We start from the raw sequence: 15,886 nt of genomic DNA, 5'->3' as shown, positions 1-15,886 counted from the left end.
TTCGTAACTCGGGTTGGCCGGTTGAAGTCACGGCGTGGCGGTGATCGATAACTGAAGAGGTCTCCGGTACTTGGTACAACGACCAAGAAGCACCATGCACCGGAGACCTCGTGGCCACCTTAGCGGTGACGAGGCGGCATGACCTGACTGACGCGCAGTGGGCTGTCCTGGCCCCGTTGCTGCCTGCTGCGTCGTCTACCGGCCGGCCGCCGAAGTGGGAGAAACGGCAGCTCATCGACGGGATCCGGTGGCGGATCCGGATCGGTGCCCCGTGGCGCGACGTGCCAGCGGAGTACGCGCCTTGGCCGACGATCTACGGACTGTTCCGTCGTTGGCAGCGCGATGGAACCTGGGACCGAATCTTGTCAGCGTTGCAGGCCCAGGGCGACGCCCGGGGACGGATCGACTGGACGGTCAGCGTGGACTCGATGACCAGTCGCGCTCACCAGCACGCCGCAGGTGCCCGCACCGACGGCCATCTGCAGAAGGAACCACCCGGTGGGGTTCATGACGAGCCGGCCGACCACGGGCTGGGCCGCTCCCGCGGAGGGCTGACGACCAAGACGCATCTGGCCTGTGAGCAGGGCCAGAAAGTCTTGTCCTTGATCGTCACCGCCGGGCATCGCGGGGACAGCCCGCAGTTCATCCCGGTCCTGCGCCGCATCCGCGTGAACCGCCTCGGTGTCGGCCGGGCCAGGACCAGGCCGGTGCTGGTGCTGGCCGACAAGGCCTACACCAGCCGCGCCAACCGCAGATACCTGCGCTCTCGGGGGATCCGGGCTTGCATCCCGAGCAAGACCGACCAGGACGCCCACCGCAAAGCCAAAGGCTCCCGCGGCGGGCGTCCACCGGCGTTCGACCCGCAGCTCTACCGGCTACGCCACGCCGTCGAGAACGGCATCAACAGGCTCAAACGCCACCGCGGCGTCGCCACCCGCTACGACAAGTTGGCCGTCCGGTTCCAAGCCGTCCTGACCATCACCATCATCACCGAGTGGCTCTGACCTCGATATGAAACACGCCTTAGGTCCATGTAGCGGCGGCCTTCGGTCCATTCGTCGGTTTGTTCGGCGAGGACCGCGCCGACGAGGCGGATGATCGCTGGCCGGTTGGGGAAGATCCCGACGACGTCGGTGCGGTGGCGGATCTCCTTGTTCAGGCGTTCCTGCGGGTTGTTCGACCAGATCTGGCGCCAGATCTCGCGGGGGAAGGTGGCGAAGGCGAGCAGGTCGTCTCGGGCGGCGTCGAGGTGCTCGGACGCGGCCGGGAACTTGGCCTCGATCGTGGTCATGACCCGGTCGAACTGGGCTCGGACGGCGTCGGCGTCGGGCTGGTCGAAGATCGTGCGTACGAGAGTGGCGATCCATGGCTGTGCCGACTTCGGGACCTTCGTCAGCAGGTTGCGCAGATAGTGGGTGCGGCACCGCTGCCACGACGCTCCTGGCAGGGCCGCCCCGATGGCCTGGACGAGACCGGCGTGGGCATCGGAGATGACCAGGCGGACGCCGGACAGGCCTCGGGCGGTCAGGCTGCGCAGGAACGCCAGCCAGCCGGCACCGTCTTCGTCGGAGGCGACGTCGAGGCCCAACACCTCGCGTCCGCCGTCGGCGTTGACCCCGACGGCGATCAGGGCGTGGACGTTCACCGTGCGGCCGTGCTCACGGACCTTCATCGTCAGGGCGTCCATCCACACGAACGTGTAATGGGCGGCGTCGAGGGGCCGGTTGCGGAACGCCTCGACCTGCACGTCCAGGTGGGCGGCCATCTCCGAGACCTGCGACTTCGACAGCTGCCGGACCCCGAGCTGCTCGACGAGCTTCTCCACCCGCCGCGTCGAGACCCCCAGCAGATACGACGTCGCCACGACTGAGACCAGGGCCTGCTCCGCCCGCCGCCGGTGTGTCAACAACCAGTCCGGGAAGTACGAACCCTGCCGCAGCTTGGGGATGGCCAAGTCGATCGTGCCAGCACGGGTGTCCCACTCGCGCTGCCGGTAACCGTTGCGGGAGTTCACCCGCTCGTCGCTGCGCTGCCCGTAACCGGCACCGCAGATCACGTCCGCTTCCGCGGACATCACCGCCTGCGCGAAGGTCTTGATCATCGCCTGCAACATGTCCGGCGACGCGCCCGCGATCTGCTCGCGCAGCAGGTCAACAGGGTTCACACTCTCTGATGCGGCCATCGCGTCCTCTCTTCCTTCTCTGACTTGGTCGTCTTGAAGGATCGACGCGGTGGCCGTCTCTCATCTACACAACACGCCCATCACGGGCAAGTCGTACACCACTCCCGTGGCCGCAACCTGCCATGGTTGTCGCTCGCGGCCGCCGTGGGGCTGTTCTTGCTGGTAGTCCTACCGGTGCTGCGGGCTGTAGTGCGAGCCCTGCAGGCCGGCGGCGGGTGGCTGCAGGACGCGACCTTCGCCCAAGTCGTCACCGAACCGGTGCGGCGATACCTACTCGAACACGCGCAGGGCCCTGCGCGGTCTCGGTCGAGGGTGCCGTTCAGCGAGATGCTTCATCGCTCCAACAGCTGTTCTTTCGCCGTCCAGTCGAGTTGGCGTGGTGGCCCGACATCCCGGCAGACGCGACTCCGGGCGTCGCCACTCCGGCTGCATACCGTCAGCTGGCTACCGGAGGCTCGCATGCTCGGGGTCGACCCGTTCTGGGCACGGGTTGAGTTCCCCTCACTTGTCGGGAGCGGTGGTTACCAGGCGTCGGTTGGCGTCGGGGTGGTGTGAGCCGGGTCTGCTCTATCCGAGGGATTTCGTACCAGGCGGTGTGGTACTCGTCGGGGCTGAGGTAGCCGTCCTTAGAGGTTGCTCTGCGGTGGTGGTCGCGCGGCAGACAGGCTGCCCTTGTCGTTCCCGTAAGCGGAGCAGTTCTCCCTAGGATGCTGACAGGAAGTGCGTCAGCGATAGGGCTGCGGACGCGATGTCAGGCCAGCTCTTGACCAGCTGGCGTAACGAGTTCGGTAACGAGTCGAGGCTCGCGGGAGAGGAGTGATTGGCATTGGCCAGCAGAGGGCGGCACAGAGTGATGTGGTTCTGTCCGTATCTGCAGATTATCAGTCGGTTCTGGCATCGCGTGACAGAATCGTTGTAAACTGGGGGTCAAGGGGTCGTCGGTTCGAATCCGGCCGTCCCGACCGGTTGACCTGGGAAGATGAAGATCTTCTCCGGTGACGGCGGCAACATCCGGTAACGGATGATCTTCATTGGCGGTAACGGGGCGGGCCGCGGCCGCCGGTCCGGCTGACTATGGAACGCTCTGACCTGCCGCTTTATCTGCATCCCGGGATGAAGCGGCATTGTGGTCTCTTGATTCCGCGTCAAGCGCTGCAGGTGCCAGCAGCTATCGTCATGTTGAGTGGCCTCGCTCGATCCTTTAGTGCTGCAGGCCCTCCTCAGCTCGACTACGGCCGCGTTGAATAAAGTCGCGCGCCGCCTGCGTGCCGGCCGCTGCCGCTATCGCTCTGCGGCTGTTCTGCCTGATACCCCGGGCTGGCGCGGAAAGCGGGAAGCCCGTAGGGCCGCTGCAGAACGACAGGCCGTTGACCGGCGGTCTGGTAGGGCCATGCAGCTCGCCCGGCTGCGCGGGCAGCGACGCGCGTCGGCGTAGGGGAGGGCGCGCTGACCCGTCGGTGAGATGGCGGAGGCCGCGGGTTGCGGCTACGACGCCTCCGACGAGGGCGCAACACCGACCAGCCCGACATGAATTGAGCGCCTTCACTGACCGATCGGGAGTGTCAGAGGCTCGTCGTAGTGTTCGCGGGCGGCGACGCGACGGCGTTGTAGTGTTCGCGGGCAGCGACGCGGTGACATCAGGGAGTGCGATGGGCGACGAGTTGGGCGCGGACGATCGCGGTGTGGGGGACCGCTCAGATCTCGATCGCCTCGATCTCTACCGGTATGCGACCGCGGACGACCCGGCTGTGCGTGGGCAGTACATCGCGATTATGGGATTATTCGCCGACACCCTGCTCACCGACCTGTCGGCCGCCGAGGTTGCCGCGCAACTCGCTGAACGGGGAGTCGGTCTCGCTCTCGACGACGTGGAGACCAGGTGCCGGCAGCTGGAGGGCTGGGGCAACCTTGTTCGGTCGGTACGCGACAGCCGGGTAGCCACGGTAGCCGATTTTCTACGGTCTCGTTCTCGATATCAGGTGTCCAAGCTGGGTGGCCGGGTACACCGCCAGGTCGCGGACCTGATGCGGGCCACCACCGGAGTGCGGGACGTCGCTCGTGAGCTGCTCGGCGGCATGGTGGAGACGCTCGGCCGCATCCAGAATCGGCTTTCTGCCGCGACCGGATCTGTGGATGCCGAAGCGCTCGCCGCCGACGTAACCATGGTGTTCACCAGTCAGCAGTTGTTCACAGACAGCGTCCGCGACTTCTACGCCTACTTGCATCAGGTCCTCTCCCGTTATGACCTGGTCGGCGAGGAATATGCGGCGTTCAAGGAGCTGCTCCTGTCGTACGTCGATCTGATTACTGCGGACGTGGCCCGGCACTCACCGGCGGTCGCAGCTCGCGCGGCCGCCCTGATCGACCACCTCGACACCCTGCTCGAAGTCCTCGCGACGCTACCGACGATAACTAGCCCGGACGGCTCGCCGGCCGAGCGGCTACCCGGCCGGACCCGGGCCGACTGGGAAGAGTTCGCCGCCTGGTACGGCGGGCACGACGGCCGGTCCGGCCCGCAGCAGCTGCGCGTCGCAGCCGAACAGGCCCTCGGCCAACTGCTGGCCAATGCCAAACGAATGCTGGCGGCCGCAGGCACCGGTGTGTCCCGCCGCGGAGACCTACTGCGACTGGCTCGCTGGTTCGCCGATGCCGACACCAACGCTGAGACAGAGAAAGCCCACCGGCTGTTCGCCGCGGCGTTCGGTGTCTACCCTGCCCGGCATTTGCTGCTCGGCCCGGATGAGGACAGCCCACGTGCCAGCGCCTCGACTTCATGGTGGGACGCCGACCCGGTCGACGTGCCGGTGTCACTGCGCGAGCGAGGCGATCGCGCAGCCCGAGGGAGGACCGCCCGGGTTCCCGACGTGGCGATGGAGCGCGAAATCCAGCTCGCCGAGGCACGCGCCGAGCGTGAGCGCGACGAGGCCGCAGCGGCGGAACTCATCGCAGCCGGCGTCCTCGACCGGATTCGGATTGCGCCCGCCGCCCGCGACATGGCCCTCGACCGGCTTGGCGAGCTGCTCGCCATGGGCCAGGACGACAGCGATGCGCTCGAATGGGCCGACACCGACCTCGGATTCATCCTGCACGCCCGACCCGCACCCGCCCGGTCCAGCGTGATACACGCCCTCGACGGCGATTTGACGATCGACGGCCTGATCCTCGAGGTCACCGCCATCGACAGCGTCGCATCGGGAAGCGCTCCCGGTGCGGCAACCGGAACGGACGGCTAAAGTGGCGGTATCGATCGTTGCCCATGAGGTCACCCAGCGCAGAGACGCCGCACGGGCACTGCTGCGCACACCGCTGCTGACCGCGGCAACCGACCCGGACGCCCTCGCGCTGATTCGCCACCACGCCGGAGCGCTCAAAAGCAGCTTTGCGACAGCGCTTGGCTACATCCTGGTCGTTGAGCCGACTTTCGCCCGCCTCGTCAAGGCTCCGCTACCGGCCGCGGCACCCGTCCGGCCGGCCCGCCGCAACAGCGGCGGAGAGTTCACGGCTCGCACCTACACATACCTGGCATTGATATGTGCCGCGGTACTCGCCCCCGACACCGGCGAGCAGGTGCTCGCCTCTGCCTTGGTCGAACAGCTGCGCGCCGACGCCGCCACGGTGGGCATCGACCTCGACGACTCACGCACCGAACAACGGCACCTCGTCGCCGCGCTACGCCAGTTGATCGCTTGGGGCGTGATCGAGGAGACCGACGGCAGCGTCAGCGGTTGGGGAGAGCGTCAGGAAGAAGTCCTGTTGACGGTTCATCGGCAGATGCTTCCGCACTTGCTGGCTCGGCCTCTTGCCGCACTCGACGGCCCAGAGGCGCTGGTCACATCGAGCCCCGATGTGACGGAGCAACCTCGACGCAGCCTGCGCCGCAAATTGGTTGAGAACCCCCTGGTGCGCCGTGAAGATCTCACCGACGCCGAGCGCGACGTGTTGTCTCGGGAACGCACTGACCTGACCCGCACGCTCGACGACCTGGTTGGCCTGGTGCTCGAGGTCCGCGCCGAGGGAGCACTCGCCTACGACCCCGACCGGCACCTGTCCGATGTCGAATTCCCCGGTCCCGGCAAGGTGAAGCAGGCCGCGCTGTTACTCGTTGACGAGCTGCTGCGGGTCCACAAGCCGACCGCAGGCAAGACCGCAGAACTGCACGGCCGCCAGGTACCCGGGTTGCTGTGCCCGTGGCCGCAGGTGACTGAGATTGTCGGAGATCTCGCGGTCCGCTACGAGAAGATGTGGGGCCCAGAGCACGTTTCCGACCCCAGCGTGCTGTGCAGGGACGCCATATCCGTCCTCACCTCGCTCAGCCTCGCCGACCCCACCGAAGACGGCCTGGTCCTGCACCCGGCCGCCGCTCGTCACCGTCCCGACGTGCAGCTCGCGCCCTCCCAGACCCGCGCCCACGAGCGTCTGGAACCCGACGCCCCCGTCGCACCGTCCCTGTTTGACTTGGAGACTTTGTGACCCCCGCCGCCCCGACCATGGCCGCCGAGGACCTCGACCAAACTCCCCCCAAGCACCACCCGTCGCGATGGCGCATCAACCGTGGCGGCATCGTCAACGTGTGGTACTACTACGACTCCGAGTTCACCTGCTCCGGCGGGCGGGTCATCTGGCGCGGCACGAATGGCGCCGGTAAGAGCCGTGCCCTGGAGATGCTTCTCCCTTACCTGCTGGACGCCGACCGACGCAACATCGATGCTTCCGGGGCGAAGAAGGTTCGCCTTGAAGACCTCATGGCTGCTGGCGCAGGCGAAAAGGCCGGCGGTAATCGCGTCGGATACCTGTGGCTGGAACTCATCGGCGAGTCCGATGACTCGGAAACCGAGTACCTCACGCTCGGCGCCTTCATCCGGTTCTCGAAAGCCACCGCCGAGGCGAAACCTTGGTACTTCACCACACCCCTGCGGGTGGGAGTCGATCTCCACCTGCTGGACGACAGCCGCGAACCGCTATCGCGTGACCGGCTTGCCGAAAAGATCGGCTCTGACCGGGTCACCGACACCGCAGAGACACACCGCGAGCGAGTACGCACCCAGGTGTTCGCCCTTACCGGTGACTCCGGTCGCGAACGCTACGCCGGATTGCTGCAATTGCTGCACGTACTGCGCAACCCCGACGTCGGCAACCGCATCGAAGCGGGCCTGCTCCCGGCGATCGTCTCAGACGCGCTGCCGCCGCTGTCCGAGGCCGCGTTGGCCGCCGCCGGACAGCAACTCGATGCGCTGTCAGACACACGCGATGCCCAGCAGCGGCTGGAGAAGGCGGCCAACGATGTGGGCACCTTCCTGGCGACCTACCGCCGATACGCCGCTGGGGTGCTGCTGGCCGCCAGCGACCAAGCGAAAACCACAGCCGCGAGTGCGCGTCGGAGCGCGCGGGAATCAGACGACGCCCACAGCCAACACGAGCATCTGCAGGCGCAGCATAAGCAGACTGCCGACACGCTGAACCAGCTGGCGGACCGTGCCGGAGAACTCGACGCGACGATCCGCGGCATCAAGGCATCCCGTGAGTACACAGACGCCCAGCAGCTCATCGAAACCGAGCGGCGGATTGCGGCACTTCGCCAGACCGCCGACCGGGCATTGGCTAACGCTCGGACATCACGGGACGCCGAAGCTGCTCTGGTCGCCACCTCCGACGAACGCGCCGGTGAAGTGATCGCCGCCGCCGACGCCGCTGCGCAGACCCTCACCGAAACGCGTGACCTGCTCACGAAGGCGGGTCTGACCGCCGACCTCCTGCCCACCGCAGCCAGCGCCACCATCGACGACGAACCCACCACCACCGAAAGCGTCCGCACCGACTGCGAGAGCGCGCCGATCCCGGTCGAACGTGCCACGCCCAAAACTCTCACCTTCGCCCCCGACGAGCCGAGACGGGCAGCCGAAACCGCTCGCCACGTCGCGCGCGCCGCCAAGGACCGCGCCGGTCAGGCGCTCAACCGACACGCAACCGCGGTGGCGCTGCGGGACCAGATGCACAAGGTCGAGCACGCGGAGGAGCGTGCCGGCGACGCCAGAGACGAAGCGGACACCGCCGCCGAGGAAGCCGGTCAAGCAGCTGCCCGGCGCGACGACGCCGCAGCCAGGCTCGCGGTGAACTGGCGGAATTGGGTCGCCGATCCCGCCACCGAAGAACTCCTCGGACCAGTCGAGTGGCACACAAACGCACTCGCTCGGGTCATGGCTGACATCGACGCCCTCGCCGGTGACGACGGTCTGCCGATCGACGGCTTCGACCGGGCAGCCGACGAGGCTGCCCGGCCGGCCCGGCAGCGGATATCTGAAGACCGCGCCGACCTCAAGCGGCGGAAGAAGGACGTCAGCGACCGCCGTGAAGCGCTGAACGCCGAGGCAGCCGACCTCCGCCGGGAACGGGACCCCGAACCGGCACGGGCGCCGTGGCAAACTTCGACTCCCTCCGGGGGTGTGCCGCTGTGGCGTGCCGTCGACTTCACGGACCCGAAGCTCAGTGACGACGACAAGGCCGGAATCGAAGGAGCGCTGCACGCCGCCGGACTCCTCACCGCCGACCTCACTCCCGACGGGGCCGTCACCGCCGCCGATGGCCAGATCCTGCTCACCGCCACCGGTCCGACCGTCAACCGACCGCTGAGCATCGTGCTCGCACCGGACCCAACCTGCCCGATCGAGCCCGGACTCTCCGCTAGCGTCCTCGCTCGGATCGCCCTGGACGACCACGACGCCCCTGTCTGGGTCGCCCGCGACGGCAGCTGGGGCAGCGGCCCGCTGACGGGACGCCATCGCGTACCCGCCGCCTCGCACATCGGTGCCCAGGCCCGCGCCGCCGCACGCGCTGCCCGCCTCGACGAGATCGCCACCGAACTCGGCGCACTGGCTGACATCGACAGCCAACACAAGGCCGAAGGGGACGTGCTGGGCGCTCGGGAACAACAGCTCGACTCCCACCTCGGCACCTCACCCCGCACGCGACAGCTGACTCAGGCACGAGCGGACGCTGCCGCCCAGGCTCAGCACGCCCGCAACACCACCGGCAAGGCCACGCGTCTGCGCGCAGAGGCCGAGGGGATGCGCCGCGATCTCGACGCCCGCCGTCGACAACACGCTGAAATGTGCCGCGCGTCCGGCCTGCCGACCGGCGTCGACGAACTTGCTACAGCGCGGCAAGCCGCCGAATCCGCTGCGGGATCCTGCACCCGGCTCGCCGACGGCTTCACCCACCTCGGCGAATGCATCGACCGACACATCCGCGGGATCAGCGAAGTGCAGAAGGCCACAGTCAATCGGATGAAGGCCGAGTCGACCGCTGACGAGGATTGGGCGCTATGGCACCAGGAGGCAGCAGAGGTGAGTGCTCTACGCGAAACCATCGGCGCTGACCCCGAAGTGGTCTTCACCCGACTAAAGACCGCCGAAGAGGAAGCCCGCCGGACCAAGCGCACACTCTCAGACACCCGAAAGGTTGAAGGTGAACTGGGACGTCAAGTCGCCGCCGCAGCGGTGACTGCCAAGCACAAGAAGGATGAGGCCAGCGCTGCGCGGAGGGCATTAGCGGACGAAGTAGCGCGGCTGCACCGTGTCGCCACCCTGCCCGGCATCACCGAAGCCGCCCTGAACACAGGTCAGTCCCTCCCGCACCTGCCGGCCGCGGACCCTGTCTCCATCGACCCGGCGACGGTGGAGACCGCGGCCCGACAACTTGCCGACGCCGTCGACAGCAGTGGCCCAACCGTTGACGAAACCGCCGTCGTACGCGCACAACAACGCCTCGAACAGGACCTCACTGGCACATTCGACGTGCAACCCACCGTGACCGACGGAGTACGGCTGGTCGACCTCGTCGACGCCGCTGGCACCCACACCATCGCCGCCGCACACACCACATTGCAGCGCAAAGTCGACGAAGGCCGGACGGCTCTGTCTGACCGGGAACGTCAAGTGTTCACCAAGTTCATCCTCGACGGCGTCGCCGACGAACTTCAGCGACGACTGGGCCAAGCTCATAACCTGATCAAGGCAATGAACGCCAGCCTGCGAGCCATCCACACCTCGCACGGCATCGGCGTCCGGGTGCAGTGGACGCTCAAATCCGACGCCACATCAGCCCTGGCCCGGATCAGCGAACTCGTCGCCGTTGCCAACGACGTTCGCTCCGAGGCTGACAACGCCGAACTCATCGACCTGCTCAAAGCCCGCGTTGACGGACAGATGAACGTCGACGCGAACGCCGGGTACACCGCTCACCTCAAATCCGCCCTCGACTACCGGTCCTGGCATGATGTCGAAGTCATCATTCGCGGCCCCGCGGCAGGACAAGAGCGGCGCATCAGCAAACGGTCGAAGCTCTCACAGGGCGAGACCCGCTTCGTGTCCTACGTGACCCTGTTCGCGGCCGTCGACGCCTACCTCTCCGGCCTGCCCGACACCTCACGAGCACTACGGCTCATCGTCTTGGACGACGCGTTCGCCAAAGTCGACAACCGCACCATCGGCGTACTGATGGGCCTACTGGTACGCCTCGACATTGACTTCGCCATGACCGGCCACGCCCTCTGGGGCTGCTACCCGCAGGTGCCGTCGCTCGACGTGTACGAGGTCCGCCGCCGTGAAGGAAGCGCGGCAATCACCACCCACGTGCACTGGGACGGACACGCCCGGCACCTACGGTCAGTGGCATGACCGAAGCCCCGATGCCCGACCGCCTGCGCGCCTACCTCGGACACCAGTCACTGACCCCGGTCTGGGAACGCGCCCGGCAGCGACTGGAACGCAACCGTCTCCAGCTCACCGGAACAATCAGCGTTGACCTCAATGAAGAGGCAGCAACCCGGCTCGGCGGTCTGCTCCGCCGGCAATTTGCCGTAGGCTCGGCACGACTACAGCTGGCAGCACTCGACGAGGCGCTACGCCGCAGCGCCGCCGCCGCCGGGCTCGTCGCTGTCCTCGGCGCCCTCACCGGACCGGTAGTCGACCGTGCCGCTGCCCGCGACCAGAAGGCGGCGGCCTGGTCGCAAGTATGGTCCGCGCTCGACACCGGCCTCGCTGCGGCAGGCCTCGCCAACGCGTCATGGGCACCCGCGTTCGCCGACAGTGTGCGGCGCTCCGGGCTGCTCACCCGAGCCGGCGCACCGGCCGCGCACGCAGCAGTCAATGCAGCCGTCGCCGTCCTGGTCGAAATCGCCGACGGCACCGTGCTCTCGAGAGGCGAGAAGTTGGTCGAATCCCGGTGGGAGCTTGGCGAACTCGCCAGCACAACCACCGGAAGCGCGCATGGGCTCGACGACGGCACCCTCACAGCCGCCCTGGTGTTACGCGCAATCGCCGAGGCCGCCCGCGAATCCGCACCCACTTCACCGAGCGAGCGCCGCGCTCTGTGGGAGACGGTCGGCGTAACAAAAGATCAGGTATCGGGCACCGTCATGGTTTGGGCGCTGCGCCCGCCAGGTACACACCGATGGTCGACCATGATGACCGACCGCGCCAACCTCGGTCTGGTCACCCATGTCACCCTGCACGAGCTGCGCGCCATGGCCGACCTTCCTCTCGCCAAACCAGGCCAGCGGGTGTACGCATGCGAGAACCCTCAAGTGCTGCAGGCCGCCATCCGCGCCAGTGCCCCGGAGCCTCTGCTGTGCTTCGCAGGTAACCCGGCCTCGGCCGGCCTCGTACTGCTGTCTCGCCTGATCACAGACGGCGCGACCGTGAGCTACCACGGGGACTTCGACTGGCCCGGAGTTCGCATCGCCGCTCGGTTGTTTGACCGCGGCGCAACGCCGTGGCGGATGGGAGCACACGACTACATAGACGCAGTAAACAATCTGAACGCCAACGCCCGCCTCGCTCTGTCCGGGGCCGGCGCAGCCACACCGTGGGAGCCTGGACTCTCTGCGGCAATGGAGCACGAAGGCATTGCCATCCACGAGGAAGCACTTCTGCCCACACTGCTTGCCGACCTCGCCGGGCGCGCCAACTCGCCTGTGCAGAGCTGAACCGCACCGCCGACCAGATGCAGGCCGCGACGACAGCAAGCGAGGCCGACCCCGCGCCCAACACCGCCAAAACGGGAAGCCTGGTCCCGGAACCCTTGGACACGGCGCTGCTCGCCAGCTTCGGCGCATCCGCCGGCGACTCCTGTCGTCCTGGCCGCGCTGACATGATGGCCGATCCACACGGACGACGACCACCTCATGACCGTCACGCACGACGAGGCGCTCGACCACCTCCTCGACTACACCGATCTCGGCGAGTCGCCTGATGGGCATACCCGCGCCGCTGCCCTTACGATGATCACGAGCACCGTGACCAACCTTCGCGACGCCGACTGGCACCCGTGGCACGCCCGCAGCCGCAAACGCCGCCTGCTCGTCCAGCCCTTGGCCGAACTGCCCGACGGCACGATCATCACCGCCCCGAACTTCTGCTACGCCGCCACCTCGGTTTACCTGAGATGTTTTTCAGCAAGGCATGCTGCCGTGGAGCCAGCCGGAACCACGGCCCCGGTCAGCCGCGCACTGGCCTGTATCCGCGACGACCGCAAAAGCACTCGAAGACGACCTCGCCGATCTGCTGTCCGACGCCGGGTACAGCACCCCTAACCGGCTCAAGGAGACGGCCCCGCAGCGCATCGGCATCCTCGCCGGAGCCCCGGCTCCCGCACGATTTGGCTGCTGGCGGTCGAATGACGTGTGGGGGTGAGCGGGTCAAGGATCGTCCGGTGATCGGCGGCGAGTTGTAGGCGGTCGGCACCGAGCGCAGGAGTGACCTCTGTCGGTCTTTTATCGATATCGGAATCCATGACCGGCCGACGAGGCACACCGGACTACCAGGCTTCTGGCCCCATCGCGGCCAAGAACATCTCAATGTCGTACCCGCCGGCTACGGTGTCGCTGCGTGGACAGCCGCACCCTCGGCTGACCGTGGAACCCACGACCAAGACGAAACGCGGTTGCGACGTGGCCGAACCCGGAGAGGAACTGGCCTGTATGACCCGGACAACCGCACAGAGCGAGCGCATCGGCGTCTCCGCCGTCGAAGGCGCTTTCAGCATCATGGGCTGGGCCTTCCGGGAACAAACTGTGTCCGACCACGGGATTGATGCCCTTGCCGAGGTCGACGGGCTCACAGCCGAGCCGTCGGGACGGTATCTTGCCGTGCAAATCAAGTGTGGGCCGTCCTACTTCAAACGCCGGACCGCCGGCGGCTGGCGGTTCATGGGAGAACCACGACACCTGCGGTACTGGCTTGCGAACCTGATGCCCGTGATCCTGGTGATCGTCGACGCCGACACCCGGGCCGGCTACTGGGCCCAGATCACGCACGACGCCGTCCACTACACCGACAAGTCCTGGTGGATCGAGATACCAGAAGCGCAGATCCTCGACGGCCGAGCACAGCTGCGGCTTCGCGAGCTCGCGCTCGCCACCGCCCCGGCAATTGCGGACCCCGTCGAGCAGGCGCTGCCGTTGCTGCCGCCGTCTGCGGTGGAGATGCTGTCGGCGCTGCGTCCAGTCGATCCGGACGGGGCACTTCGCTTGGCGAAGTTCTTGAGCGAGGGTCGCGAACAGTCCCGGGACACGGTGGAGGCGCTGCTGGACGCGAGCCGGGGCTGGTCGCACGCGAGCACGTTGCGGCTGGCGACGATCGGCGCGTATGCCAACGAGAACGGCCACCGTGACCTGGCAATGAGAGCGTTCGCGTTGGCCTCCGCCCGGACCGTGCCCGAGGCGGCCATGGCCGAACGGGTCCGGCTCGTCGGCGTCGCGGCCGTGATGGCGATGGTGGCCGACGACCGCCAGCACGCGAACGACCTGCTACGGCTCGCCCGCGAACACGCCGGGGCGAGCATGCTCGCCGACGTTGCAGTCTGTGCCTTCGACGCCGACGAAGCAGGCCGTGAAAATGCCCTCGAAACACTGCTCCGCAACGCTTCGGATGAACAACTCGACGCCGAACCCACCTGCCTGCTGTTTCTCGCCGAACGCGCGTTCGCACGGGGAGATCTCGACCAAGCGCTTACGCTGTACGACCGATCTTGCTTAAGGTTCCCGCGCATCGTCGGCGGCAGACTCGGGCAGGCGCGCGTGCTAATCGAACGCATGGTCCGAGGCAGTTCGGTGGTGCCGCACCACGACCAGCGCCGCGCGGTCGAGCTGGCCGTAGCCGTTCGCGACGAGATGCGCCGGTGGGCCGGGCCCAGCGAGGACGCCCACCGGCTTGTCGTGCAGGAACGCATGCTCGCCCAGGCCTTCACCGAGGTCATCGAGCTGGCCACCCCCGTGGACTTCGGCGGGCGGGCCACTGATCGGGAGGCTGCCGATCCCACGGTCGCCATCGTCGGCGCCCAGGCCAGCATCGCCCTCGGCGACCGTGCGCGGGCCGCTCGGTTCGCCGACGCGATGCGTGACACCACGACCGAACCGCTGCTACGCGCCCTCGCCGCCGATCCCCGTCAGCCCCGGGAGCAGACGGTCATTGCGTGGAGGGCCGCGCTCGAGGCCGCTGACACCGCGTTCCCCGCCCGGATCAGCCTGCATCGCCTCGCCGCGCACGGAGCCCTCGCACCGGCCGATCTCCACCGCTTGGGTGCGCTGGCGAACCTCGACGACCACGATCGGCTCCTGTTCACAGCCCGCCACACCGCCGCGGCCGGAGACCTCGATGCCGCAGTCGCGATGCTACGGTCGCAGCCCTCGCCGGCTGCGGGGGAGATGCTGATCGAACTGCTGCACGAGGCGGGTCGTTTCGACGAGGCGCTCGCGGTCTGCGATGAGATCTGGAGAATCTACGGGGCGCTTAAAGGCCTCCAAGACAAGATCAACATTTTGGCGTCGCGCGGCGACTTCGACGGAGCCGAGGCCTGCGCCGCACAATTGCTCGCCACCGGCGAGCTCCCCGCCGAACATCGTCGGCAATTGCACCGCCGCATGATCGAGCGACGCGCGACGCTCGGGGACTGGACGGGCATGGAGGCGGTCTGCCGCACCGCGCTGCGCGACCAGGCCGACGACGCCGAGTACGGCTGGGGGCTGATCTACGCCCAGCTCAACCAGGACCACTGGGACACGGCCTGGACCACGTACTGCCAGCTACGCCCAAACGTCTTCCACCCGAGCGTCGTGCGCGCATGGGTCGAACTACACCTGAAGTTCGGTGTCGGCCCGCAGTGTCAAGCCACAGCCATGACCTTGATGGACCGCTTCGAGTCGGATCACGACGCGCATGCTCAACTCGCGAGGCTCGAAGCCCAGGACTAAGTTACGGGAGTCGCGGATGAACGGGGCAGACGGCGAGTGGACGCCCGATAATGTTGCTGCCCCGTCGGTGGGGGTGGGTGCGGTATGGATGGCCTGTGCCGCGATGAACTGTTCATCGGTGACCAGTGGTGGGTGGGCGATCTGGCGGGAGATGACCCAGTGCGGGGCGGCGTTCCAGCGCTGGACCTCGCCGTGTCGGGCGATGGCGCCGTCGGGCTCGATGTCGTCGTGGTCGGTGCGTTGCCGGTTCCAGACCTGGCGGCCGGTGTAGCGGGGTTGGCCACCGGTCGTCTTCCCTCTGCATCCGACCGGCTGGCGAACGCAACATCCGCGGGGCGACGGCTTCACCCACAGGTGTTGAGTCACCGGGCGAGGCTGAGGGCACCCGTGCAATCGGACAGCAGCGTCGAAGCCGTCCACCGGTTCATGCAAGCTCCCAGGCTCTCTATGTGCTGAGC

9 protein-coding genes are annotated in these 15,886 nt (G+C 67.4%); 7 read left to right on the top strand and 2 right to left on the bottom strand.

What is annotated here, in order from left to right; genetic code table 11:
* Positions 1-125: 125 nt before the first annotated feature.
* Complete coding sequence (locus V6V16_RS04325) at positions 126-1,004, top strand: IS5 family transposase (protein ID WP_442934029.1); 879 nt, start codon at positions 126-128, stop codon at positions 1,002-1,004.
* On the opposite strand, the gene V6V16_RS04320 is transcribed toward V6V16_RS04325, so the two are convergent.
* Positions 938-2,182, bottom strand: coding sequence for an IS256 family transposase (locus V6V16_RS04320; RefSeq protein ID WP_334559622.1), 1,245 nt, complete (start codon positions 2,180-2,182; stop codon positions 938-940). The genes V6V16_RS04325 and V6V16_RS04320 overlap by 67 nt on opposite strands.
* Positions 2,183-3,831: 1,649 nt before the next feature.
* On the opposite strand from V6V16_RS04320, the gene V6V16_RS04315 reads away from it, so the two are divergent.
* From V6V16_RS04315 to V6V16_RS04290, 6 genes are all read left to right on the top strand, one after another.
* Positions 3,832-5,415: a TIGR02677 family protein gene (locus V6V16_RS04315; RefSeq protein ID WP_334559621.1), complete on the top strand. Its 1,584-nt coding sequence runs from the start codon at positions 3,832-3,834 to the stop codon at positions 5,413-5,415.
* Between the two features lies 1 nt (position 5,416).
* Entirely contained in the window at positions 5,417-6,652 is a 1,236-nt protein-coding gene (locus V6V16_RS04310; RefSeq protein ID WP_334559619.1) for a TIGR02678 family protein, read from the top strand.
* Positions 6,649-10,854, top strand: coding sequence for a TIGR02680 family protein (locus V6V16_RS04305; protein WP_334559617.1), 4,206 nt, complete (start codon positions 6,649-6,651; stop codon positions 10,852-10,854). Before V6V16_RS04310 ends, V6V16_RS04305 begins: the two co-directional genes overlap by 4 nt.
* On the top strand, positions 10,851-12,164 hold the full coding sequence (locus tag V6V16_RS04300) for a TIGR02679 family protein (RefSeq protein WP_334559616.1): 1,314 nt from the start codon (positions 10,851-10,853) through the stop codon (positions 12,162-12,164). Before V6V16_RS04305 ends, V6V16_RS04300 begins: the two co-directional genes overlap by 4 nt.
* 198 nt (positions 12,165-12,362) lie before the next feature.
* On the top strand, positions 12,363-12,770 hold the full coding sequence (locus V6V16_RS04295; RefSeq protein WP_334559615.1) for a hypothetical protein: 408 nt from the start codon (positions 12,363-12,365) through the stop codon (positions 12,768-12,770).
* 321 nt (positions 12,771-13,091) lie between these two features.
* Positions 13,092-15,428, top strand: a complete 2,337-nt coding sequence (locus V6V16_RS04290; protein WP_334559614.1) for a DUF4365 domain-containing protein — start codon at positions 13,092-13,094, stop codon at positions 15,426-15,428.
* On the opposite strand, the gene V6V16_RS04285 is transcribed toward V6V16_RS04290, so the two are convergent.
* Positions 15,309-15,776, bottom strand: a complete 468-nt coding sequence (locus tag V6V16_RS04285) for a recombinase family protein (protein WP_334559656.1) — start codon at positions 15,774-15,776, stop codon at positions 15,309-15,311. The genes V6V16_RS04290 and V6V16_RS04285 overlap by 120 nt on opposite strands.
* Positions 15,777-15,886: the final 110 nt, after the last annotated feature.

Source organism: Micromonospora sp. CPCC 205561 (genome assembly GCF_036906775.1).
In the GTDB taxonomy this organism is placed as follows: domain Bacteria; phylum Actinomycetota; class Actinomycetes; order Mycobacteriales; family Micromonosporaceae; genus Micromonospora.
This window is presented reverse-complemented; position numbering and strand designations above follow the sequence as displayed.